The following is a 24,481-nucleotide window of genomic DNA, read 5'->3' as shown; positions in this document are numbered from 1 at the left end:
GAACGATCAACTAAACCGCAATACCGTGTTTGCTCAGAAACTCGACGAATGCCTCTTCATCGAGAACCTTCAATCCCAGCTCATTAGCCTTCGTCAACTTGGAACCTGCACCTGGCCCAGCGACCACACAATGGGTCTTCGCCGATACCGAGCCCGCCACCTTGGCACCAAGGCTTTCAAGTTTGTCCTTGGCGATGTCGCGGCTCATCAACTCCAGCGAACCGGTCAGCACCCAAGTCTGCCCGGCCAGCGGCAAGCCTTCGACGACTTTCTTTTCGCTCTGCCAGTGCATGCCGAAATCGCGCAGCTGTTTCTCGGCGGCCTCAGCAATTTGACGATTTTGCGCAACCACGAAGAACTCGCGAACCGAGTTCGCCTGCTTTTCCGGCAGTGCCTGGCGCATATCCAACCAGTCGGCGCTGAAAACCCCTTCAAGCGAACCAAATTTATCGGCTAATTTCTGCGCCCCACCCGGCCCAACCGAAGGGATGTGCAACTTGTCGAGGAAGCCACCCAACGTGGTGCTCGCGGCAAACTCGGCACCCAGCTCGCCCTGATCCTGAATCTGCATGCCGTGCTTGAGCAGATCCTTGATCACCTGCTGGTTATGCGCATCTTCAAAGAAGCTGTGAATCTCATGAGCCACTTCCAGGCCAACGTCCGGCAAGTACGTGAGCACTTGCGGCAACGCCTGCTGAACCCGTTCCAGAGCGCCGAGGGAACGCGCCAGCACCTTCGCCGTCTCTTCGCCGACATCAGGAATCCCGAGGGCGTAGATGAAGCGCGCCAGGCTCGGCTTCTTGCTGTCTTCGATGGCGCTGAGCAGGTTCTTGCTCGACAGCTCGGCAAAGCCTTCCAGGTCGACAATCTGCTCGAACGTCAGGGCGTATAGATCGGCCGGCGAATTCACCAGGCCTTCATCCACCAGTTGCTCCACGCTCTTCTCGCCCAGGCCTTCGATGTCCATGGCGCGACGGGAAACGAAGTGAATGATCGCTTGCTTGAGCTGCGCACCGCAGGCCAGACGCCCGACACAGCGATACACCGCGCCTTCGCTGACGGTTTCGCGACCCTTGCTGCGCTTGACCAGTTGCGTACGCTCGACATGGGAACCGCAGACCGGGCACTTCTCGGGGATCTGCACCGGCCGCGCGTTATCCGGGCGACGCTCGGTGACCACTTGCACCACTTGCGGAATCACATCGCCGGCGCGGCGGATGATCACGGTGTCGCCGATCATCAAGCCAAGGCGCGCCACTTCGTCCATGTTGTGCAACGTCGCGTTGGCCACGGTGACGCCGGCCACCTTGACCGGTTTCAAGCGCGCTACGGGCGTCACCGCACCGGTGCGACCGACCTGGAACTCCACGTCGAGCAGCTCGGTGAGCTCTTCCATCGCCGGGAATTTGTGAGCAATCGCCCAGCGCGGTTCACGCGCGCGAAAACCCAGTTCACGCTGGGACGCGATGCTGTTGACCTTGAACACCACGCCGTCGATTTCATACGGCAGCGAATTGCGCCGCTCACCGATGTCGCGGTAGTAATCCAGGCATTCATCGATGCCCTGCGCCAGCTTCAGCTCATGACTGATCGGCATGCCCCAGGCTTTGAGTTGCTGCAGGTTGCCAATGTGCGTGTCGGCAATATCGGCCGAAATCTGACCGATGCCATAGCAGCAGAATTCCAGCGGGCGGTTGGCGGTAATCTTTGAATCCAGCTGCCGCAAGCTGCCGGCCGCCGCGTTGCGCGGATTGGCGAAGGTCTTGCCGCCGACTTCCAGTTGCGTGGCGTTAAGGCGCTCGAAACCAGCCTTGGACATGAACACTTCGCCGCGCACTTCCAGGGTCGCTGGCCAGCCAGCACCGTGCAGCTTGAGCGGGATGTTGCGCACGGTGCGTACGTTGACGCTGATGTCTTCGCCAGTAGCGCCATCGCCGCGAGTGGCACCGCGTACCAGCACGCCGTCCTGATACAACAGGCTGACCGCCAGGCCATCGAGCTTGGGTTCGCAGCTGTATTCCACCGCCGCACCGCCACCGAACAGATCGCCGACCGGCAGGTCCAGCCCTTCGGTTACGCGACGATCGAACTCGCGCATGTCCGTTTCTTCGAAGGCGTTGCCGAGGCTGAGCATCGGCACTTCATGACGCACCTGAGTGAACGCCGACAGCGCCGCGCTACCGACGCGCTGGGTCGGCGAGTCGCTGGTGATCAATTCAGGACTGGCCGCCTCGAGTGCCTTGAGCTCATTGAACAACCGATCGTATTCGACGTCCGGAATGCTCGGCTCGTCCAGCACGTGGTAGCGATAGTTGTGCTGATCCAGCTCAGCGCGCAGCTCTAGAATGCGGTTTTTGGCGGCGGTCATGGGTGTTCTCTCATAAAGCAAAAGAGCAGCCGAAGCTGCTCAATCTGTTGAAGCTGTACAAATCATTGTAATTGTAGGAGCCAGGCTTGCCGGCGAAGGCGTATTTAAGATCGCCTTCGCCGGCAAGCCTGGCTCCTACAGATCAACGCTTCTGGGTCAGGGCGCGACGTTCGAATTCAACGATGCGCTGACGGTAGTGCTCGATGGTCTGGGCGGTCAGCACGCTGCGCTGATCGTCTTTGAGCTCACCGTTCAGCTCCTGGGACAGTTTGCGCGCTGCGGCCACCATCACGTCGAAGGCTTGCTTGGGATGACGAGGGCCTGGCAGACCGAGGAAGAAACTCACCGCCGGCGTGCTGAAGTGGTCGATGTCATCCAGATCGAAGACGCCCGGCTTGACCGCATTGGCCATCGAGAACAGGACTTCGCCATTGCCGGCCATGCTTTCGTGACGGTGGAAGATGTCCATCTCGCCGAAACGCAGACCGCTTTCCAGAATGTTCTGCAACAGCGCCGGGCCTTTGAAGCCAGCGGCGTCGCGGCAGATCACGCTGATCACCAGCACTTCTTCGGCTTGCGGGTGTTCCTTTTCGCTGGTCGAACTCGACGCCTTGGTGTCATCCGGGAAATCGTCGTCACGGCTGCTGAAGCTCGGCCCGCCGTCCAAATCCAGGCTGAGGTTCATGTCGCCCTGGGAAGGCTCGCCGTGGCCACGCTTGCCGCGCTTGGAACCCGACTCACGCGATTCACGGGCAGGCATGCTCACCGACGGCAGATCGTGCTCGTCCAGTTGCGGTTCTTTATGGGCATCCAGCACGCGGGGCGGGCCCAACAGCTCGGCGCTGGTGTCCTCGTCCGGCAGATTGGACAAACTCCGGTCAAGACGAAATTTCAGTTTTCCCTTGCCGCCGCGCATGCGACGCCAGCCATCGAAAAGAATACCGGCAATGACAATAATGCCGATGACGATCAGCCACTCGCGCAGACCGATTTCCATGTAATCCCGTGCCTCTATAAAAAATGCTGAAAAATAAGGGGTTTACAACTCGCAAACCGCTTTAAAACGTGGCGCCAACTCTATGTTCTGACAGGCGTTTTGCCCACGTATACGAAAAATTGACATTAAACTAGCACGACCAAAGGCAACTTTACACCGTCTGTCACAATGGCTTGCGCGAATATGTCGATTGGCCAGCAAGTAGAGGTGGGTAAAAAAGCCCTACAGACTAAAAATACTTGCCCTACAAGTGCCCCCTCACGCATCCACCATCGCCATCGCCTCCTCGACATCCACTGCCACCAGACGCGAGCATCCCGGTTCATGCATCGTCACCCCCATCAGTTGATCGGCCATTTCCATGGCGATCTTGTTGTGGGTGATATAGATGAACTGCACCGTCTCGGACATCTCTTTGACCAGCCGTGCATAGCGTCCAACGTTAGCGTCATCCAGGGGTGCGTCAACTTCGTCGAGCATGCAGAACGGCGCCGGATTCAACTTGAAGATCGCAAAAACCAGGGCCAGTGCGGTCAGGGCTTTTTCGCCACCGGAGAGCAAATGGATGGTGCTGTTCTTCTTTCCGGGCGGCTGCGCCATGATCGTCACCCCTGTATCGAGTAGATCTTCGCCCGTCAGTTCCAAATACGCGCGGCCTCCACCGAAAACTTTTGGGAAAAGCGCCTGTAATCCGCCATTGATCTGATCAAAGGTATCTTTGAAGCGGTTACGGGTTTCCTTGTCGATCTTGCGAATCACGTTTTCGAGGGTGTCCAGTGCTTCCACCAGATCGGCGTTCTGTGCATCCAGATAACGTTTACGCTCGGATTGTTGCTGGTATTCGTCGATGGCCGCGAGGTTGATCGCGCCGAGACGCTGAATGCGTGCGGCAATGCGTTCGAGTTCTTCTTCGGCGTCCTTCTCGTTGGCCTCGGCCGTCAGCGTAGCGAGCACGCCGTGGAGGTCGTAGCCGTCCTCGAGCAATTGATCTTCGAGGGTCTTGCGGCGCACGGTCAGGGCTTGCCATTCCATGCGTTGCTGTTCGAGTTGGCCGCGGATCAATTGGGATTGTTGCTCGGCCTGATTGCGGCGCTTCTCGGCGTCGCGCAATTCGCGATCCGCATCTTCCAGGGCGATCTGCGCAGTCTTGAGCTCTTCGTCGACCGTCATGCGCTTGTCGAGCAGCTCTTCAAGTTTTAACCGCAGCTCCTCCAGCGGCGCCTCGCCCTCCTCCAGGTTGAGACTCAGCTGTTCGCGTTTTTCGGTCAGGCGCTCGGACTGCATTTCCAGACGTTCCAGCGCCTGACGCGTGGAATCGTGCTGGGCCTTGAGTGAACCCAGGCGCACCGCCAGTTGATGCGCGTGATCTTTGTGCTGCCGGGCTTCCTGACGCACTCGATCAAGTCGCTCGCGCAGGCTGTCGCGTTGGGCCAGCAGCAATTCGCGCTGCTCGGTGTCCAGCGCCATGCTGTCGAGGGCGTCCTGCAATTGCAGGCGCGCTTCGCCGATGTTTTCGTGTTCAAGTGCGCGCTGCTCGGCCAGTTCGGTGAGTTCGTCATCGAGCCGCGTGCGACGCAACGTCAGCTGTTCGACCTTGGCCTTGCCCGCAGACAATTGAGCTTTCAATTCACCTTGCTGACGCGCTTCGTCCTGCAACAAACGCCGCAAATGTTCGCGACCGTTTTCTTGCTGACGCTGTTGCGCCCTGAGATTTTGAAGTTGGGTTTCCAGGGTTTCGACCGTGGCTTCGCGCTCATCGCGCTCAAGGCCCAGGCGCTGGATTTCCTGACCACGGGCGAGCACGCCGCTTTGCGCTTCGCTGGCCCGGCGCACGCGCAAAAAGTGTCGACCGACCCAGTAACCATCGCGACTGATCAGACTATCGCCGGCGGTCAATTGACTGCGCAGGGCCAACGCCTGTTCGAGGCTGTCGACCGGTTTGACCTGCCCCAACCATGGCGACAGATCGATCTGCGCTTCAACTTTATCGAGCAAGCTGCCGGGCACGCGCACGCCATCAGTGGCCGGGCTGAGCAAGCGCAAATCGCCTTGGGCAAAACCGGCCAAATCGAAATCACCGAAGTCATCCACCAGCACCGCTTGCAGGTCGGCGCCGAGCACGGTTTCCACCGCCAGCTCCCAACCGGCTTCGACTTTCAGACCTTCGGCCAGACGCGGACGGTCCGCCAAATGCTGTTCGCGCAGCCATTCAGCAGTGCCGGTGCCTGGATCGAGTGCGGCTTGCTGCAAGGCTTCAAGGGAGGCGAGGCGACCGTTCAGACGCTGCAAATCACCCTGAGCCTGCTGCTGATTTTGCAGCGCCAATTGCAGTTCCTGACGCAGTTGCTCAAGGCGTTCGACCTGGGATTCTTCGCTGGCCTGCAGGTCTTCAAGCGTTGCCTCGGAAGCGGCCAGTTGCTCACTGAGCTCCATGATCGCCGCGTCTTCCGGGTCCGCCGACAGCAACGCGCGCTCCTCGCCAAGACGCTTCTGACGATCGGCCAAGCGCTCCATGCTGGTTTCCAGCTGCTGGATGCGCGACTGCTGAACTTCAGACTGACGACGAGGCTCGGCAGCGGTGAGGTTGAACGTGTCCCACTGCTCTTGCCAGCCATGCATGGTGGTTTCGGATTCTTCCAGCGCGGCGGCGGCCTCTTCGGCGGCGGCGCTGGAGACTTCCTGTTCCGGCGTGAGCATGTCCAGCTCTTCGCCGAGCGTCTGCAGCAAGGTGCGGTCGAGGCCCAGATGAGACTCGGTTTCCAGACGCGCACGCTCGGCCTCTTTCAGGTCGTCCTGCAACTGGCGCAAACGCTGTTGACCGTGCTGGATGCTCTGCTCGACCCGGGCGATGTCGCCGCCGACCGAATAGAAGCGCCCCTGCACCAGATTGAAGCGCTCGGACAGGTCGTGGTGACCGTCACGCAAGCGTTCGATGCTGGCATCGGCGTTGCGCTGCTCCGCCACCAGGGCTTCGAAAGTGATTTCCTGCGTGCCGATGATCGCTTCGCGCTGACCGACCTGCTCGTTCAAGGCCTGCCAGCGCAGGGCCGACAGTTGAGCCTTGAGCTGACGCTCCTCGCCCTTGTATTCCTGATACTTCTTGGCGGCCTCGGCCTGGCGGTGCAAGCGTTCGAGCTGACGCTCGAGCTCTTCGCGCAGGTCGGTCAGTCGGGCAAGGTTTTCGTGGGTGCGACGGATACGGTTTTCGGTCTCGCGCCGGCGCTCCTTGTACTTGGAAATGCCCGCCGCTTCTTCAATAAAGTTGCGCAAGTCTTCGGGTTTGGACTCGATCAGCTTGGAGATCATCCCCTGCTCGATGATCGAATAGCTGCGCGGACCCAGGCCTGTACCGAGAAAGATGTCGGTGATATCGCGGCGACGGCATTTGGTGCCGTTGAGGTAGTAGGTGGTCTGGCTGTCGCGGGTCACTTTGCGGCGAATGGAAATTTCCGCATAGGCGGCGTATTCGCCGAGCAGAGTGCCGTCGGAATTATCGAACACCAGTTCGATGCTCGCCTGGCTCACCGGTTTGCGGCTGGTCGACCCGTTGAAGATGACGTCGGTCATCGACTCGCCGCGCAGGTTCTTGGCCGAGCTCTCGCCCATCACCCAGCGGACGGCGTCGATGATGTTCGACTTGCCGCAACCATTGGGCCCGACCACCGCCGCCATGTTACTGGGGAAGTTCACCGTGGTCGGGTCGACGAAGGATTTGAACCCCGCCAGTTTGATGCACTTTAGCCGCACGCTTGAGCGTCCGTCAGGGCAGAAACCACCAGATCGGAGCTGCGCTGGGCATACGCCGTCAGCACGATGCGGATCTGCGGAAAATCACGGGCCAGCACGGCGGCGAGCAAGCGTTCGAACAGTTCGAGGAACTCGCTCATCGAGGCCTTGCGCTGTTCCAGGGCGAGGAAATACGCGCGGCTCATGGCCGGCTGCAGATTCTCGACGGTTTCCTGCAAGTACGGGTTGTTGGCGAACGGATACGCGGCGCGCATCACATTAAAGCTGTCGTCGACGAAGGTGCGGATGTCCTGACGCTCGTAGCTGGCGGTGAGGCGCTGCTGGATTTGCACGAACGGCGCCATGTCGGCCTGGACTTGCCAGCCGCTGGCCACTGCATTGCCCAGCAGAATGTAGAGCTCGCTCATCAGCGTGCACAGGCTCCGGACCTTGTGGACCGTGAGCTCAGTCACGTGGGCGCCGCGTCGCGGCAGAATCGCGATCAGGTGGCGGCGCTCGAGGATCAGCAAGGCCTCACGGACCGAACCGCGGCTGACATTGAGGGCCAGCGTGACCTTCTGTTCCTGGATGCGCTCCCCGGGCTTCATTTCGCCACGAATGATGCGTTCGGCGAGGTGGTGAGCAATTTGCTCGGCGAGGCTATCCGGCGCCTTGAACGTCATGGTTGTCCCTTCAAACTCTTCGATCTGCACAAGCAGCGCAGTGTACAGCACATAAAGGGTCATGGCGGAGTGCCCACTCGGCGGTTTTGGCACGATTCAAGCAAAATGCAGGCTATCCCGTGAGGGTCAATAATGAAGGAACGAGTCGTTGATCGACAAAATGCTATTTCCTGACCTTTAAGTCAGAAAATCATTGACCGGAAAGTCAGACCTGATAAATTCGGTTCAAGTCGGTAACAACAATAATGAGTCTGCGAGGCCTTCCGTGATCCAGTTTTTACTTAACCAGGAACTCCGTAGCGAGCACGCCCTGGACCCAAACCTGACCGTGCTCAATTATCTGCGCGACCATGTGGGCAAACCCGGCACCAAAGAAGGCTGCGCCAGCGGTGACTGCGGAGCGTGCACCGTGGTGGTAGGCGAGCTGCAAATGGATGACGATGGCCGAGAACACATTCGCTATCGCAGCCTCAACTCGTGCCTGACGTTCGTTTCGTCACTGCATGGCAAACAATTGATCAGCGTTGAAGACCTCAAGCACCAGGGCGAGCTGCACAGCGTGCAGAAAGCCATGGTTGAGTGCCACGGGTCGCAGTGCGGTTTTTGCACACCCGGCTTCGTGATGTCGCTGTTCGCGCTGCAAAAGAACAGCGATCAACCGGATGCTCATAAAGCCCACGAAGCCCTGGCCGGCAACCTCTGCCGCTGCACCGGCTATCGGCCGATTCTGGCTGCCGCCGAACAATCCTGCTGCGGCAAGCAAACGGATCAGTTCGACGCCCGCGAAGCAGACACCATCGCTCGCCTGAAGGCCATCGCCCCCACCGACATCGGCGAACTCAACAGTGGCGACAAGCGCTGCCTGGTGCCGCTGACCGTTGCCGATCTGGCTGACCTTTACGATGCTTATCCACAAGCCCGCCTGCTGGCCGGTGGCACGGATCTGGCGCTAGAAGTCACGCAGTTCCACCGCACCCTGCCGGTGATGATCTACGTCGGCAACGTCGCCGAGATGAAGCGCATCGAGCGCTTCGACGACCGCCTGGAAATCGGCGCCGCCACAGCCCTCTCCGATTGCTATGAAGCCTTGAAAGCCGAGTACCCGGACTTCGGCGAATTGCTGCAGCGCTTCGCTTCGTTGCAGATCCGCAACCAGGGCACCCTCGGCGGCAACATCGGCAACGCTTCGCCGATCGGTGACTCCCCACCACTGCTGATTGCACTCGGCGCACAGATTGTCCTGTGCAAAGGCGAAGTCCGCCGCACCATGGCCCTTGAAGATTATTTCATCGATTACCGGGTCACCGCGCGTCAGGAAAGCGAGTTCATTGAGAAGATCATCGTGCCGCGTGCCAGCGCCGAACAACTGTTCCGCGCCTACAAAGTATCGAAACGTCTGGACGATGACATTTCCGCCGTCTGCGCCGCGTTCAACCTGCGCATCGATAATGGCGTGATCGCCGACGCCCGCGTCGCCTTCGGCGGCATGGCGGCTACACCAAAACGTGCCAAGGCCTGCGAAGCTGTATTGCTCGGCGCCACTTGGAACAACGACACCGTCGAACGCGCCTGCACCGCATTGGCCGAAGATTTCACGCCGCTCTCGGATTTCCGCGCCAGCAAGGAATACCGCCTGCTCAGCGCGCAGAACCTGCTGCGTAAATACTTCATCGAACTGCAAACACCGCACATCGAGACTCGGGTGACCGCTTATGTCTAATCATCACGCTGTAGAGAAGACTCAAGCCGAACTGGCTGAACTGTTCGCCAAGGACCTGACCACCGGCGTCGGCCGCAGCGTCAAACACGACAGCGCCGACAAGCATGTGTCCGGTGAAGCGCAGTACATCGACGACCGTCTGGAATTCCCGAATCAGCTGCACGTTTACGCACGCCTGTCGGACCGCGCCCACGCGAAAATCATCAGCATCGACACCCGGCCTTGCTACGCCTTCGAAGGCGTGCGCATCGCCATCACCCACAAAGATGTGCCGGGCTTGAAAGACATCGGTCCATTGCTGCCGGGCGACCCGCTGCTGGCCATCGACGATGTGCAATTCGTCGGTCAACCGGTGCTCGCCGTCGCCGCGAAAGACCTGGAAACCGCACGAAAAGCCGCCATGGCCGCGATCATCGAATACGAGGATCTGGAACCTGTTCTGGACGTGGTCGAAGCCCTGCGCAAACGCCACTTTGTACTCGACAGCCACACCCATCAGCGCGGCGATTCGGCCGGCGCTTTGGCAACTGCCGAGCATCGCATCCAGGGCACGCTGCACATCGGTGGCCAGGAACACTTCTATCTGGAAACCCAGATCTCTTCGGTGATGCCGACTGAAGACGGCGGGATGATCGTCTACTGCTCGACGCAGAACCCCACCGAAGTGCAGAAGCTCGTCGCCGAAGTGCTCGATGTGTCGATGAACAAAATCGTCGTCGACATGCGCCGCATGGGCGGTGGTTTCGGCGGCAAGGAAACCCAGGCCGCCAGCCCGGCGTGCCTGTGCGCGGTTATCGCGCACCTCACCGGCCAGCCGACCAAGATGCGCCTGCCGCGCGTCGAAGACATGCTGATGACCGGCAAGCGTCACCCGTTCTACGTCGAATACGACGTGGGCTTCGACAGCACCGGTCGGCTGCACGGCATCGCCCTGGAACTGGCCGGTAACTGTGGTTGCTCGCCAGACTTGTCGGCGTCGATTGTTGACCGTGCGATGTTCCACGCCGACAACTCGTACTACCTGGGCGATGCGACCATCAACGGTCATCGCTGCAAGACCAACACCGCGTCGAACACCGCTTACCGGGGTTTCGGCGGCCCGCAGGGGATGGTTGCCATCGAAGAAGTGATGGACGCGATTGCCCGCCATCTGGCCCTTGATCCGCTGGCCGTGCGCAAGGCCAACTACTATGGCAAGACCGAGCGCAACGTCACCCATTACTACCAGACCGTCGAGCACAACATGCTCGAGGAAATGACCGCCGAACTCGAAGAAAGCAGCCAGTACGCCGAGCGCCGCGAAGCGATTCGTCGCTACAACGCCAACAGCCCGATCCTGAAAAAAGGCCTGGCGCTGACCCCGGTGAAATTCGGTATTTCCTTCACCGCCAGCTTCCTCAATCAGGCCGGTGCACTGATCCACATCTACACCGACGGCAGCATCCACCTGAACCATGGCGGCACTGAAATGGGCCAGGGTTTGAACACCAAAGTCGCGCAGGTCGTGGCTGAAGTGTTCCAGGTGGAAATGAACCGCGTGCAGATCACCGCGACCAACACGGACAAGGTCCCGAACACCTCGCCGACCGCCGCTTCCAGCGGTGCCGACTTGAACGGTAAAGCCGCGCAGAACGCCGCTGAAATCATCAAGAAACGCCTGGTTGAATTTGCCGCGCGGCAGTACAAGGTCAGCGAAGAAGACGTGGAATTCCACAACGGTCACGTGCGGGTTCGCGATCACATCCTGACCTTTGAAGCGCTGATCCAGCAGGCGTATTTCGCCCAGGTGTCGCTGTCGAGCACCGGGTTCTACAAGACCCCGAAAATCTTCTACGACCGCAGTCAGGCTCGCGGTCGGCCGTTTTACTACTACGCCTTCGGTGCAGCCTGTTGCGAGGTGATCATCGACACCTTGACCGGCGAGTACAAGATGCTGCGCACCGACATTTTGCATGACGTCGGCGACTCGCTGAACCCGGCGATCGACATCGGTCAGGTCGAGGGCGGTTTCATCCAGGGCATGGGTTGGCTGACCATGGAGGAACTGGTGTGGAACAACAAAGGCAAACTGATGACCAACGGCCCGGCCAGCTACAAGATCCCGGCGGTGGCGGACATGCCGCTGGACCTGCGCGTGAAGCTGGTGGAAAACCGTAAAAACCCGGAAGACACGGTGTTCCATTCCAAGGCCGTGGGTGAGCCGCCATTCATGCTTGGCATCGCGGCGTGGTGTGCGATCAAGGACGCTGTGGCGAGCCTTGGCGACTACAAGCATCAACCGAAAATCGACGCGCCGGCGACGCCGGAGCGGGTGTTGTGGGGGTGTGAGCAGATGCGCCAGTTGACGGTGGCGAAAGCTGTTGCGGCTGAGCCTGAGTTGGCTTCGCTGTAAGACCGAGGCGCGGCCATCGCGAGCAAGCTCGCTCCCACAGGGGATTTGTGAACGCCACCAATCCAATGTGGGAGCGAGCTTGCTCGCGATGGCGGACTGACAGACAACAGAGATGTCGAGGTGAAACATGTACAACTGGATCGACGCCCTCGCCGACCTGCAAACCCGGGGTGAACCCTGCGTGTTGGTGACCATCATCGAAGAGCTCGGCTCAACGCCGCGCAATGCCGGTTCGAAGATGGTCATCAGCGCCACCCAGGCCTTCGACACCATCGGTGGCGGGCATCTGGAATACAAGGCCATGCAGATCGGCCGCGAGATGCTGGCCAGCGGTAAACAGGACACCCATCTGGAGCGCTTCAGCCTCGGCGCCAGTCTGGGCCAGTGCTGCGGCGGCGTGACCGTGTTGCTGTTCGAGCCGATGGGCCAGGTTCAGGCGCAGATCGCCGTGTTCGGTGCCGGCCATGTCGGTCGGGCGCTGGTGCCGCTGCTCGCCAGCCTGCCCTGCCGGGTGCGCTGGATCGATTCGCGGGAAGCCGAGTTCCCTGAACAGATCCCCCACGGCGTACGCAAAATCGTCGCCGAGGAACCTGTGGATGAAATCGATGACCTGCCTGCCGGCAGCTATTGCATCGTCATGACCCACAACCATCAGCTCGACCTCGAACTCACCGCCGCGATCCTCAAGCGCAACGACTTCGCCTACTTCGGCCTGATCGGTTCGAAGACCAAACGAGTGAAATTCGAACACCGTTTGCGTGACCGTGGTTTCGACAGCGCCGTGCTGCAACGCATGCGCTGCCCGATGGGCATCGGCGAAGTCAAAGGCAAGTTGCCTGTGGAAATCGCCATCTCCATCGCCGGCGAAATCATCGCCACCTATAACGCCAATTTCGGCCAGCACACTGCCAGCGCCGGATCATCGATCGCCAAACTGCTGCCTGCTTCACGCCGCAGCCAAGCCACGAATTGAGAAATTTTATGCCTCTGACTCGCAAAGCCTACCGCGCCGCCATTCTGCACAGCATCGCCGACCCCGCTGAAGTGGGCATCGAAGCCTCGTACGAGTATTTCGAGGACGGCCTGCTGGTGGTCGATAACGGCCAGATCAGCGCCGTCGGCCACGCCAGCGAATTGCTGCCGACCCTGCCGACTGACATCGAAATCACCCATTACCAGGATGCGTTGATCACCCCAGGCTTCATCGACACCCACATTCACTTGCCGCAAACCGGCATGGTCGGCGCCTACGGCGAGCAGTTGCTGGACTGGCTCAACACCTACACCTTCCCGTGCGAAAGCCAGTTCGCCGACAAGGCTCACGCCGACGAAGTCGCGGGCATTTTCATCAAGGAACTGCTGCGCAACGGCACCACGACTGCGCTAGTATTCGGCAGCGTGCACCCGCAATCGGTGAACTCGTTTTTCGAGGCCGCCGAGCAGCTGGACCTGCGGATGATCGCCGGCAAAGTGATGATGGACCGCAACGCCCCGGACTACCTGACCGACACCGCTGAATCCAGCTATGTCGAAAGCAAGGCGCTGATCGACCGCTGGCACGGCAAGGGTCGCCTGCACTACGCGGTCACCCCGCGCTTCGCCCCGACCAGCACCCCGGAACAACTGACCCTCGCCGGCCAGTTGCTCAGCGAATACCCGGACCTGTACATGCAGACCCACATCAGCGAAAACCTCAAGGAAGTCGAGTGGGTCAAGGAGCTGTTTCCGGAGCGCAAGGGCTACCTGGACGTCTACGACCACTACAAACTGCTCGGCGAGCGCTCGGTATTCGCCCACGGCGTGCACCTGTGCGACGACGAGTGCGCGCGGCTGGCGGAAACCGGCTCGGCGATCGCCTTCTGCCCGACCTCGAACTTTTTCCTCGGCAGCGGCCTGTTCAACCTGCCGATGGCCGAGAAGCACAAATTGAATGTTGGTTTGGGCACAGACGTCGGTGGCGGCACTAGTTTCTCACTGCTGCAGACCCTGAACGAAGCCTACAAGGTCATGCAGATGCAAGGTGCGCGACTGAGCCCGTTCAAGTCGCTGTACCTGGCGACCCTCGGCGGCGCCCGCGCGTTGCGCCTGGAAGACAAGATTGGCACCCTGCAACCGGGCACCGACGCCGACTTCCTGGTACTGGACTACAACGCCACGCCGCTGCTGAGCTATCGCTTGAAGCAGGCCAATAACATTGCCGAAACGTTGTTTGTATTGATGACGCTGGGGGATGACCGGACTGTTCTGCAGACGTATGCGGCGGGTAATCAGGTGCATCAGCGCTAAAAGCTTTCGGGCATAAAAATCCCCCGCAGCTTTACAGCCCGGGGGATTTTTATTGCCTGTCATTCCGCTATCGCGAGCAAGCTCGCTCCCACAGTTGATCGCTGGTGGACACAGGATCTGCATTCAACATAAAACCCTGTGGGAGCGAGCTGGCTCCGGGCGGCGTTCCGACGATGGGCGCGACTCGGTCTGACTTATAGCTTGGCGGCCGGCCGCCCTGGCTTCTTGGTCTGCAACAAATGCGAGAACACTGCATGCAAATCATCCGACGCGCTTTCTTCGTCGAGGTTGAGTTTGCTGTCGATGTGATCCATGTGATGCATCATCAGGTCCACCGCCAGCTCAGCGTTGCGCGCTTCGATGGCGTCGATCAGTTGGGTGTGCTCATCGTAGGAACAGTGGGAGCGATTGCCGCTTTCGTACTGGGCAATGATCAACGAAGTCTGGGACACCAGGCTGCGCTGGAAGCTGATCAGCGGCGCGTTTTTCGCCGCTTCGGCCAACTTCAAGTGGAACTCGCCCGACAGACGGATACCGGCACCGCGATCGCCACGGGAGAAGCTGTCGCGCTCGTCGTCGACCATCTGCCGCAATTCAGCGATCTGCTCGGCAGTGGCGTGTTGCACCGCCAGTTCAGTGATCGCCCGCTCCACCAGACGTCGTGCGAGGAACACTTGGCGAGCCTCTTCGACACTCGGGCTGGCGACGACAGCGCCACGGTTCGGACGCAGCAGCACGACGCCTTCATGGGCCAGGCGCGACAGCGCGCGGCGAATGATGGTGCGACTGACCCCGAAAATTTCCCCCAGCGCTTCTTCGCTCAACTTGGTGCCGGGCGCCAGACGCTGTTCGAGGATGGCCTCGAAGATATGCGCGTAGACAATATCGTCCTGGGTACCGCTACGGCCGGCTTTGCCTGCTCGCGGTTGTTTCTTTAGGGGTTGCAACTGTTCGTTCATGGGCACTCGAGTCGGAAGAACTGCGGCGAATTGACCGTGACTGTAATACGGCACAGTGGGTCGCTGGCAAGTATCGCGTAAAAAACACTGCGATTGTACACAATGGAGGGTGGCAACACGACTGTACGGCTGTTTGCGGCCTCGGCTGTATTGCAACGCTTGGTTACTTTTGAGTTTAGGCTTGAACCCGGGTTCTACCTTTCAAAAGTATAAGGAACACCGCGGTCATGAACGACGCCACGCACACGCAGCTCCGCCCTTTGGCCGATACGTCGCCTTCGGCGATCGTCGCCGGCTTCATCGCGATGATGACCGGTTACACCAGCTCGCTGGTCCTGATGTTCCAGGCCGGGCAAGCGGCAGGTCTGACCAGCGGGCAGATTTCGTCGTGGATCTGGGCGATCTCCATTGGCATGGCGGTGTGCTCGATTGGCCTGTCTTTGCGCTATCGCACCCCCATCACGATCGCCTGGTCGACCCCCGGCGCGGCGTTGCTGATCACCAGTCTGGGCGGCGTGACGTACGGCGAAGCCATCGGTGCTTACATTACCTGCGCGGTGCTGGTGACGGTTTGTGGTTTGACCGGCAGCTTCGAACGGCTGGTGAAAAAGATTCCAGCGTCATTGGCCGCAGCTTTGCTGGCGGGAATTCTGTTCAAGATCGGCAGCGAAATCTTCGTCGCCGCCCAGCATCGCACTGCTCTGGTACTGGGGATGTTCTTCACTTATCTGGTGGTCAAACGCCTGTCGCCGCGTTATGCCGTGTTGGCCGCGCTGTTGATCGGCACGGCGCTATCAGGGTTCATGGGGCTGCTGGATTTCAGCGGTTTCCATCTGGAAGTGGCGACGCCGGTCTGGACCACGCCGCACTTCTCCCTGGCCGCGACCATCAGCATCGGCATCCCACTGTTTGTCGTGGCAATGACGTCGCAGAACATGCCGGGCATCGCCGTGCTGCGCGCTGACGGTTACACCGTGCCGGCTTCGCCGCTGATCACCACGACCGGCATCGCCTCATTACTGCTGGCGCCGTTCGGTTCCCACGGGATCAACCTGGCGGCCATCAGTGCGGCGATTTGCACCGGGCCGCATGCCCATGAGGATCGTAACAGGCGCTACACGGCGGCCGTCTGGTGCGGGATTTTCTACGGGATCGCCGGTGTGTTCGGCGCAACGCTGGCAGCGTTGTTTACCGCGCTGCCGAAAGAGTTGGTGCTGTCGATTGCGGCACTGGCCTTGTTCGGCTCGATCATCAATGGCTTGAGCATTGCCATGAGCGAAGTGAAGGAACGTGAAGCGGCGCTGATCACCTTTATGGTCACGGCGTCGGGGCTGACGCTGTTTTCCATCGGTTCGGCGTTCTGGGGGATTGTGGCGGGGGTGTTGACGCTGGTGATTCTGAACTGGCGTAAAAGCTAAAATCTTCACAAAAAAACGGCGACCCTTGGGTCGCCGTTTTTTAGAACATCAAGCTACCGGATTGATCGGCTTTTCCGGGTACCAGACGTCGATCAGCGGGCTGACGGTTGCTTCAGTCAGTTCGCTGCGGCCTTTGAGCCAGGCTTCAACAGCGGCACGCTGCTCTTCGGAAACCGAGCCACGTTTCTGCAGGCAAACCAGACCGAAGTCGTCGCCGCCAACATAGCCCAGACCGTTGGCTTCCATGGCTTCTTTCAGGAACGCGTCGAGGAAAGCATCAATGGCTTCATCAGCCAAATCTTCTTTGAAATCCAGGTTCAGTTCGAAACCCAGCTCTTGAAATTCATCGACGCACAGTTTTTTGCGCAGACGCTGGGAACGGTTAGTCGCCATTGGAACAATCCTCATAAGTAATAACGGGCGGCACTTTAGCAGTTTAAGGCGCCGATTGCCCGTCTCTCTGGGTTGCAGGCCCTACCGTCGGTAAAAAAATAGCGGATTAGACGACCAGGGTACGGCACAAGCCGCTACACCTTGGGGCATAATGCCGACACTTTCATGACCGCTGAGGGAATTTATCTTCATGCCCTCGTCTTTTTCCCCCTCGGCTGTAGGGTTTTATTTCACATGATCAAATCTTTGCGTCCATTGTTGCTGGCCGGTTTTCTGCTTCCCCTGGCCTTCTCCGTTTCCGCTGCCCCCATCAACACCGGGCTGACGCCCAACGTTGAAAAGGCCATCAAGGCCAGCAAAATGCCGAACAACGCCTTGTCGCTGGTGATGATCCCGCTCAACGGCCCTGGCACCCCGACCATTTACAACGCTGACGTATCGGTCAACCCGGCCTCGACCATGAAACTGGTCACCACTTACGCGGCCCTGGAAATGCTCGGCCCGAACCACCAGTGGAAAACCGAGTTCTACACCGATGGCACCCTCAGTGGCGGCATCCTCAACGGTAACCTCTACCTCAAGGGTGGCGGCGATCCGAAGCTGAACATGGAAAAACTCTGGCTGCTGATGCGCGACCTGCGGGCCAATGGCGTGACGCAAATCACCGGCGACCTGGTGCTGGACCGCAACTTCTTCGTGCAACCGCAGCTGCCCGTGTTCAACGACGACGGCAATGACGACAACAAACCGTTCCTGGTCAAACCCGATTCGCTGTTGGTCAACCTCAAGGCCCTGCGTTTTGTGGCGCGTAACGACAACGGCAGGGTTCTGGTTTCGGTAGAACCGCCGATTGCCACGATTCGCATCGAAAACCAAGTCAAAGCCGTCAACTCCAAGCAATGCACCGGTGGCGTGCGTTACAACCCGGTGACCCAGGCCGATGGCAGCGTGACCGTGACGGTCGGCGGCCAGTTGGGCGAGGGCTGCAGCTCCCAGACTTATCTGTCGCTGCTCGACCACGCGACCTACACCGCGGGCGCCGTGCGGGCGATCTGGAAGGAGCTGGGCGGCAGCATTCAGGGCGTGGACCGTCTGGCGCCAACGCCCAAAAACGCCAAGGTCCTGGCTCGGGCCTTCTCGCCGGACCTGGCGGAAATCATCCGCGACATCAACAAATACAGTAATAACACCATGGCTCAGCAACTGTTCCTGAGTTTGGGCGCACAGTTCCGCACCGAGGCCGACGGCGATGATGCCAAGGCTGCGCAGCGTGTCGTGCGTCAGTGGCTGGCGAAGAAAGGCATCACCGCGCCGCACCTGGTGATGGAGAACGGTTCCGGTCTGTCCCGTGCCGAGCGCGTGAGTGCGCGTGAATTGGCGGGCATGCTGCAAGCGGCCTGGAAAAGCCCTTACTCGGCCGAGTTCATCAGCTCGATGCCGATTGCCGGCACTGACGGCACCATGCGCAAACGCCTGAAGACCACGGCGATGCGCGGTGAAGCGCACATCAAGACCGGCACCCTGAATACCGTTCGGGCCATTGCCGGCTTCAGCCGCGACATCAACGGCAATACCTGGGCGGTGGTGGCGATCCTCAACGACAAGGCACCGTTTGGTGCTTCTTCGGTGCTGGATCAGGTGCTGCTGGACCTGTATCGCCAGCCGAAATTGCCGGAAACGGCTTCGGTGTTGTAACCGGATACTCCAAGCACTGGAGATCAATTGTGGGAGCGAGCTTGCTCGCGATAGCGGTACGACAGCCAACATCACTGTTGAATGTGAAGACCTCATCGCGAGCAAGCTCGCTCCCACAGGGATTGTGTACAGCCTTGGCTAACTCATCTCCCCTTCTACCCGATCCCGTCCTGCCTGTTTCGCCGCATACACCCCCGAATCCGCCCGCAGTAGCAGCGCATCCGGGCCCTCGCCGACTCGCCAACTGGCAATCCCGAAACTTGCGGTCACTGTCCCGACGCCTTCGATCGGCGAACTGCGCAACCCTTGCCATAACTGCAAGGCCAGGACATGCGCATGGCCGCCGTCGATGTCCGGGCAAAGCACCATGAACTCCTCGCCACCCAGGCGACAGAACACGTCGGTGCGGCGCAGCCGATGGCCGATGCGTTCGCACACGATCTGCAACACCCGATCGCCGACAGCGTGGCCATGCTGGTCATTGATACGTTTGAAGTGGTCGATATCGAGCATGATCACCGACAGTTCGCCGCCCCCGCGCTCGACCCGGACCATTTCGGTGGTCAGGCGTTCCTGGAAATAGCGGCGGTTGTGGATCCCGGTCAGCGCGTCAGTGATCGACAGCGCGCGCAATTCTTCTTGCACCCGCTTGAGGTCGGAGATGTCCGAGATGTAGCCATGCCAGAGCACGCCGCCACCGGGCAGTTCCTCCGGCGTCGCCTCGCCACGAACCCAACGCAGGCCGCGCAAGGGCAGCTGCACGCGGTATTCCTCGCGCCAAGGGCTGAGGGTGTCCGCCGACGCCCGGATCGAGGCGCGGACTCGGGTGGTGTCCTGCGGATGAATTCGCGTGAAAATCGCTTCGGCGTTGAGCAACAGCACATCCGGTTCAAGTTCGTAGATCTCGCGAATGCCGTCGCTGGCGTAGATCACGCTGAAGCGCCCATCGAACTCCATCTTGAACTGGTAGATTCCGCCGGGCACATGAGCGCTGAGTTTCTTCAGCAACAAGTCCCGTGCCGCCAGGGCCTCGTGGACCCGCTTGCGCTCAGTGATGTCGATACAGATCGCCAAGTGCCCGACCCACAGGCCTTGCTCGTCGAGTACCGGGGTCGCGAGCATGTTCACCGTCAAATGGCTGCCGTCGCTACGTAGCAGCGTCCATTCCCGCGCTTCGTGCCCGCCCTCCTCGCCGCCCTCGACCAACATCGCCTGGCAGGTCGGAATCAGCTTGCCATAGCGCGCACTCAACTCCGCCGAGCGTGCAAGGAGCTCACGGGGCAGGTGCAGGTTTTCCAAAGTCATGTGGCCCACCACCTCAGCGCTGGTGTAGCCGAGCATTTGCTCTGCACCGGCATTAAAGGTACTGATGACCCCGCGCAAGTCAGTGGCGATGATCGCCACCTGGGTCGCGGCATTCAGCACGCCGCGCAACTGGCCATGGGTGCCGCGCAACTCCTGCTCGCGGGCGCGCAGTTCCTGGGTCCGTTGCTCGACCATTTTCAGCGCCCGTTGACGCTGACTGACCAGCACATAGAGCAAGGCACTGAGCAACAGACTGAGCAAGCCACCCAGCACTACCAGGCTGGTCACCGAAGAGTGGTTGGCTTTCAGGAAGGCATCGCTGGGCTGAATGTCGACTTGATAGTCATGGTCGGCGAGCCGAAGCAGCCGGGTCGCGGCCAATTCACTGGGGGCCGGTGTGTTGGGAGACTCATAAAGCACTTCGTGCTGATCATCTGTGGATAAGTCGAGGATGCGCACCGAAAGGTAGTCACGCCCCGCCTCCGGCAACCCGTCCGCCAGCAACTGGCGCATGCTGATCACGGCCATGACATAACCGAACGGTTTCAACTCCGCCGTGGCCGGGCTATTGCGCAGCAGCACCGGCGCGACCAGTAGCACGCCGCGTGCATAGGCCGGCTCGATATTGACCAGATGCATCGGCTGCGATACCGCCATGTCGCCGTGCTGATCGGCCCGTTCAAGGGTGGAACGGCGCAAGGGTTGAGCCAACAAGTCGTCGCCCAGTGGCGAGCCAAGCTTGCTTTGAGTCTGGCTATAAAGCACCGCCACGTACTCATCCCGTTCGGCCGCCAGTTGCAACTGGCCGTCGGCATTGAGTTCACGCAGGGTGAAGTCGGGTAAACCCTCTGCACGTACCTGGCGTTCAAATTCCGCTCGGTCGGCACCGGTCACCCGCTTGGCGAAGGTATAGGCCTGAGCCCGGTGCAGCAGCGGTTGGGTGTAACCGTCGAACTCCTCGCGGGAGACCGAATCGGAATTGGCAAAGAACCGGCGCAGGCCATCGAGGCGCTGCTCCTGATCTTCGAAACGTTCTTCGATACGGCTGTAACGTTCACTGGCCAGCAGTTGGAAACGTTGCCGCAATTGATGGTGAAACAGATTCAGCGTCGACCACGCCAGCAATCCCGTGAGAATTGCGCCGACAACCAATACCAGCAGCGCGACCAACCAGGCCGAGGCATCTTCACTGATAAAACCCAGGATCTTCGGGCGCACAGCGTGCAACGACATAGACGCAACTCAAAACGCCAGGTGCGGGGAAAGCCCATTGGCCATGCGTTGAGTTATAGCTATTAGCCATCAATTTGACCAGCACAGAAAGAAGCCAAGAGCCTTTAAAAATCAAGGCTCTGTGGATCCAATCCCCTGGAGTGTCAACGAGCCATGATTTTCCATGCCCGGTGGATCTTGCCATTACGGGCGAAATCCGGATCGATGGTCTGGGCGGTGATTTCTTCTACGGCATAACGCTCGGTGAGGTTTTCCTCGAGCTGGAACTTGCGGAAGTTATTGGAGAAGTACAACACGCCGCCCGGTGCCAAACGCGCCATGGCCAGATCGATCAATTGCACCTGGTCGCGCTGCACGTCGAAGATCCCTTCCATGCGCTTGGAGTTGGAAAACGTCGGCGGGTCGATGAAGATCAGGTCGTATTCGTCACGGCAGGCATCGAGCCAGGCCATCACATCGCCCTGCTCCAGACGGTTCTTGTCAGAGAAACCGTTCAGCGACAGGTTGCGACGCGCCCAGTCCAGATAGGTTTTCGACAAGTCGACGCTGGTGGTGCTGCGTGCGCCGCCCTTGGCTGCGTGAACACTGGCGGTTGCGGTGTAGCTATACAGGTTGAGGAAGCGCTTGCCGGCCGCCTCTTTCTGAATCCGCATGCGCATTGGCCGGTGATCGAGAAACAGCCCGGTGTCGAGGTAGTCGGTGAGGTTGACCAGCAGCTTCACGCCACCTTCGTTGACCTCGACGAACTTGCCCTGTGCCGCTTGGCGTTCGTACTGCTTGGTGCCGCTCTGACGCTCGCGACGCTTGACCACCACGCGGCTCTTGTCGATGTTCAGGGCCTGCGGAATGGCGGCCAGGGCATCGAACATACGCGCCGAGGCTTTTTCCGGATCGATGGATTTCGGCGCGGCGTATTCCTGGACGTGGACCCAATCCTGATACAGGTCGATGGCCATGGAGTATTCCGGCATGTCGGCATCGTAGACGCGGTAGCAGTCGATGCCTTCACGCTTGACCCACTTGCCGAGGGCCTTGAGGTTCTTTTGCAGACGGTTGGCAAACATCTGCCCGCCTTCGCTCAAGCGCGGCTGCTCAATCACTACCGGTGCCGGTTTGATCGGGTTGCCGTTCTTGTTGTACTTCTCGTACTTGCCAGGTGCTACGTCGTTGTCTGCGACCTCGACTTCGGCCTGCTCACGCTCGACCTGACGCTGCTCCGGGGTGCGACGTTCGCCAGTGACGAACTGGTCCGGCGTGACTTTGATCAGCAGCAATTTGCACGGCAAGGCGCCGTTCCAGAACGAATACTGTTTGTGGCTGCGGATGCCCATGCGCTTGCCCAGGTCCGGGGCGCCGGTGAACACCGCCGCTTCCCAGTTCAAGCAGGCCTGACGCAGACGTTCGCCGAGGTTCTGGTAGAGATAGAGCAAGCTCGCTTCGTCACCCAGACGCTCGCCGTACGGCGGGTTGCAGATCACCAGACCTTTCTGGTTCTGGTCCGGACGCGGCTCGAACGTCCCGACTTCGCCCTGGTAGATCTTGATCCACTCGCTCAGGCCGGCACGTTCGACGTTGTTGCGGCCCGGTTGAATCAGGCGCGGATCGGCTTCGTAACCGCGAATCCACAGCGGTGGCTTGGCCAGGCCGGCAGCGGCACGGTCGGAGGCTTCTTCGTGCAGTTTTTTCCACAGCGCGGGGACGTGACCGAGCCAGGCGGTGAAGCCCCACTGCTCGCGGCGCAGGTTCGGCGCCATGTCGGCGGCGATCATCGCCGCTTCCACCAGGAACGTACCGACACCGCACATCGGGTCAGCCAGCGCGCCGCCATCGGCCGCAATGCGAGGCCAACCGGAACGGATCAGGATCGCTGCCGCGAGGTTTTCCTTCAGCGGCGCTGCGCCCTGCTGCAAGCGATAGCCGCGCTGATGCAGGCTGTGGCCGGAGAGGTCGAGGGACAGGATCGCTTCGCCGCGATCCAGGCGCAGGTGAATGCGCAGGTCCGGATTGAGCTTGTCGATGGATGGACGGTCGCCTTGCGGCGTGCGCAGTTTGTCGACGATGGCGTCCTTGACCTTCAAGGCGCCGAAGTGGGTGTTGTCGATGCCCGAGCCGTGACCGCTGAACTCGACGGCCAGGGTGCCATCGTTGAGCATGTGGTCTTGCCACTCGATATCCAGCACGCCGTGATAGAGGTCTTCTGCGTCTTTCATCGGGAAACGCTTGAGCACCAGCAGCACCCGGTTCGCCAGACGCGACCACAGGCAAAGGCGGTAAGCGGTTTCCATGGTTGCCATGCCGCGCACGGCAGAGGTGTGCTCACGCGCTTCTTCAAGGCCAAGCCCGACGGCTTCCTCGATGAGCAGGCCTTCAAGGCCTTTTGGGCAAGTGAGGAAGATTTCGAATTGATCGGACATTGGAATTTCAGAGCCTTTGGATAAGTGAACCGACAACGCATTGCCGGCCCGGTTTTCAATCAGGCGCTTTTCTAAAAGAGCGCCCGCGTGGCACGAAGGTGTGCCGTTCCACCCTTGCTGCTCGGGTTAAAAGAGCTTAGATGCAAAGGCAGATAAAAAAGTTGATGCAACAAAATGTCATAAGTCGACCCTTCGTCGAATAGTCCCCCTGTTCAACAGGAGGCATTCTCACTTAGGGATTCAATCCATCATGCAGCGCAGGGCCGATCATACCGGGGTTTTGCCAATAAACACGGGACAACATCGTGTTACTTATGGCCATACCACCTTAATAGTTACGTCCTTATGACAAAACGATCATTCCCTCGATGTGACGCATTGGTTAGAACTCAACACAGGTTGACACCGCAATGACGTCAACACCTTGGCTCGCGACGCCGGCAGCGGGCCCCAACGGCAGGAGTTTTTCTGCCAGACCTCGATTGAGGTCGACGCGATAAATACAGTCAACAAGTGAGGGCAACACCCTATGAGAAGACTTAAGCGTGATCCGTTGGAAAGAGCATTTTTGCGCGGATATCAATATGGCGTTGGTGGCAAATCCCGCGAGCTTTGCCCATTTACTCTACCGTCGGTACGCCAAGCCTGGATTAACGGCTGGCGAGAAGGACGCGGCGACAATTGGGACGGTATGACCGGCACTGCGGGAATCCATAGACTCAACGAACTTCACGCCGTCGGCTAACACAGGGCACACACTCCGACACGACAATCTGATTACGTAACGACTTACCACGCACGCCCCATCCGGGCGGCGGGCTCCGGCCCAGGGGCTCCTTCGAGGAGCCCTTTTTTATGCCTGCAAAAACTCAACTTCGAGCTGCAAACACTT

General features: G+C 59.8%; 15 protein-coding genes. 7 read left to right on the top strand and 8 right to left on the bottom strand.

The window, feature by feature from the left end; genetic code table 11:
* Positions 1-10: 10 nt before the first annotated feature.
* The 4 genes from ligA to ACYZT7_RS11180 all read right to left on the bottom strand — a co-directional run bounded on the left by ligA (position 11) and on the right by ACYZT7_RS11180 (position 7,774).
* Positions 11-2,368, bottom strand: a complete 2,358-nt coding sequence (gene ligA / locus ACYZT7_RS11195) for an NAD-dependent DNA ligase LigA (RefSeq protein ID WP_462041067.1) — start codon at positions 2,366-2,368, stop codon at positions 11-13.
* 142 nt (positions 2,369-2,510) lie between these two features.
* Positions 2,511-3,365 (bottom strand): cell division protein ZipA, encoded by an 855-nt coding sequence (gene zipA / locus ACYZT7_RS11190; RefSeq protein WP_462041066.1) that lies wholly within the window; start codon positions 3,363-3,365, stop codon positions 2,511-2,513.
* Between the two features lie 258 nt (positions 3,366-3,623).
* Positions 3,624-7,112: a chromosome segregation protein SMC gene (gene smc, locus ACYZT7_RS11185; RefSeq protein ID WP_462041065.1), complete on the bottom strand. Its 3,489-nt coding sequence runs from the start codon at positions 7,110-7,112 to the stop codon at positions 3,624-3,626.
* On the bottom strand, positions 7,103-7,774 hold the full coding sequence (locus ACYZT7_RS11180) for a GntR family transcriptional regulator (RefSeq protein WP_462041772.1): 672 nt from the start codon (positions 7,772-7,774) through the stop codon (positions 7,103-7,105). The genes smc and ACYZT7_RS11180 overlap by 10 nt, the downstream gene beginning before the upstream one ends.
* A 265-nt stretch (positions 7,775-8,039) precedes the next feature.
* On the opposite strand from ACYZT7_RS11180, the gene xdhA reads away from it, so the two are divergent.
* The 4 genes from xdhA to guaD all read left to right on the top strand — a co-directional run bounded on the left by xdhA (position 8,040) and on the right by guaD (position 14,172).
* Positions 8,040-9,494: a xanthine dehydrogenase small subunit gene (xdhA, locus tag ACYZT7_RS11175; protein WP_462041064.1), complete on the top strand. Its 1,455-nt coding sequence runs from the start codon at positions 8,040-8,042 to the stop codon at positions 9,492-9,494.
* Positions 9,487-11,886 (top strand): xanthine dehydrogenase molybdopterin binding subunit, encoded by a 2,400-nt coding sequence (gene xdhB, locus ACYZT7_RS11170; RefSeq protein ID WP_462041063.1) that lies wholly within the window; start codon positions 9,487-9,489, stop codon positions 11,884-11,886. The genes xdhA and xdhB overlap by 8 nt, the downstream gene beginning before the upstream one ends.
* Positions 11,887-12,013: 127 nt before the next feature.
* Complete coding sequence (xdhC, locus tag ACYZT7_RS11165) at positions 12,014-12,859, top strand: xanthine dehydrogenase accessory protein XdhC (protein WP_462041062.1); 846 nt, start codon at positions 12,014-12,016, stop codon at positions 12,857-12,859.
* Positions 12,860-12,867: 8 nt separating this feature from the next.
* Positions 12,868-14,172 (top strand): guanine deaminase, encoded by a 1,305-nt coding sequence (gene guaD, locus ACYZT7_RS11160; RefSeq protein WP_462041061.1) that lies wholly within the window; start codon positions 12,868-12,870, stop codon positions 14,170-14,172.
* A gap of 194 nt (positions 14,173-14,366) precedes the next feature.
* Here the strand turns inward: guaD and ACYZT7_RS11155 are convergent, their stop codons facing one another.
* On the bottom strand, positions 14,367-15,131 hold the full coding sequence (locus ACYZT7_RS11155; protein ID WP_462041060.1) for a GntR family transcriptional regulator: 765 nt from the start codon (positions 15,129-15,131) through the stop codon (positions 14,367-14,369).
* 227 nt (positions 15,132-15,358) lie between these two features.
* Here ACYZT7_RS11155 and ACYZT7_RS11150 point away from each other — a divergent pair, with 227 nt between their 5' ends.
* Positions 15,359-16,549 carry a benzoate/H(+) symporter BenE family transporter gene (locus tag ACYZT7_RS11150; protein ID WP_462041059.1) on the top strand — a complete coding sequence of 397 codons (1,191 nt, stop codon included), beginning with the start codon at positions 15,359-15,361 and terminating at the stop codon, positions 16,547-16,549.
* A gap of 48 nt (positions 16,550-16,597) precedes the next feature.
* On the opposite strand, the gene ACYZT7_RS11145 is transcribed toward ACYZT7_RS11150, so the two are convergent.
* Positions 16,598-16,942, bottom strand: coding sequence for a YggL family protein (locus ACYZT7_RS11145; RefSeq protein ID WP_007896965.1), 345 nt, complete (start codon positions 16,940-16,942; stop codon positions 16,598-16,600).
* Between the two features lie 234 nt (positions 16,943-17,176).
* On the opposite strand from ACYZT7_RS11145, the gene dacB reads away from it, so the two are divergent.
* On the top strand, positions 17,177-18,637 hold the full coding sequence (gene dacB, locus ACYZT7_RS11140; protein WP_462041058.1) for a D-alanyl-D-alanine carboxypeptidase/D-alanyl-D-alanine endopeptidase: 1,461 nt from the start codon (positions 17,177-17,179) through the stop codon (positions 18,635-18,637).
* Positions 18,638-18,775: 138 nt separating this feature from the next.
* Here dacB and ACYZT7_RS11135 read toward each other — a convergent pair whose 3' ends face one another.
* Both ACYZT7_RS11135 and rlmKL read right to left on the bottom strand, forming a co-directional pair.
* Positions 18,776-21,175 carry a sensor domain-containing diguanylate cyclase gene (locus ACYZT7_RS11135; protein WP_462041057.1) on the bottom strand — a complete coding sequence of 800 codons (2,400 nt, stop codon included), beginning with the start codon at positions 21,173-21,175 and terminating at the stop codon, positions 18,776-18,778.
* 143 nt (positions 21,176-21,318) lie between these two features.
* A complete protein-coding gene (rlmKL, locus tag ACYZT7_RS11130) occupies positions 21,319-23,589 on the bottom strand; it encodes a bifunctional 23S rRNA (guanine(2069)-N(7))-methyltransferase RlmK/23S rRNA (guanine(2445)-N(2))-methyltransferase RlmL (RefSeq protein WP_462041056.1) in 2,271 nt (756 codons plus the stop codon).
* Positions 23,590-24,118: 529 nt separating this feature from the next.
* On the opposite strand from rlmKL, the gene rmf reads away from it, so the two are divergent.
* Positions 24,119-24,334: a ribosome modulation factor gene (gene rmf / locus ACYZT7_RS11125; protein WP_003223300.1), complete on the top strand. Its 216-nt coding sequence runs from the start codon at positions 24,119-24,121 to the stop codon at positions 24,332-24,334.
* The last annotated feature ends 147 nt before the right edge of the window (positions 24,335-24,481 follow it).

Source organism: Pseudomonas sp. RT4P38 (assembly GCF_054897765.1).
This window is presented reverse-complemented; position numbering and strand designations above follow the sequence as displayed.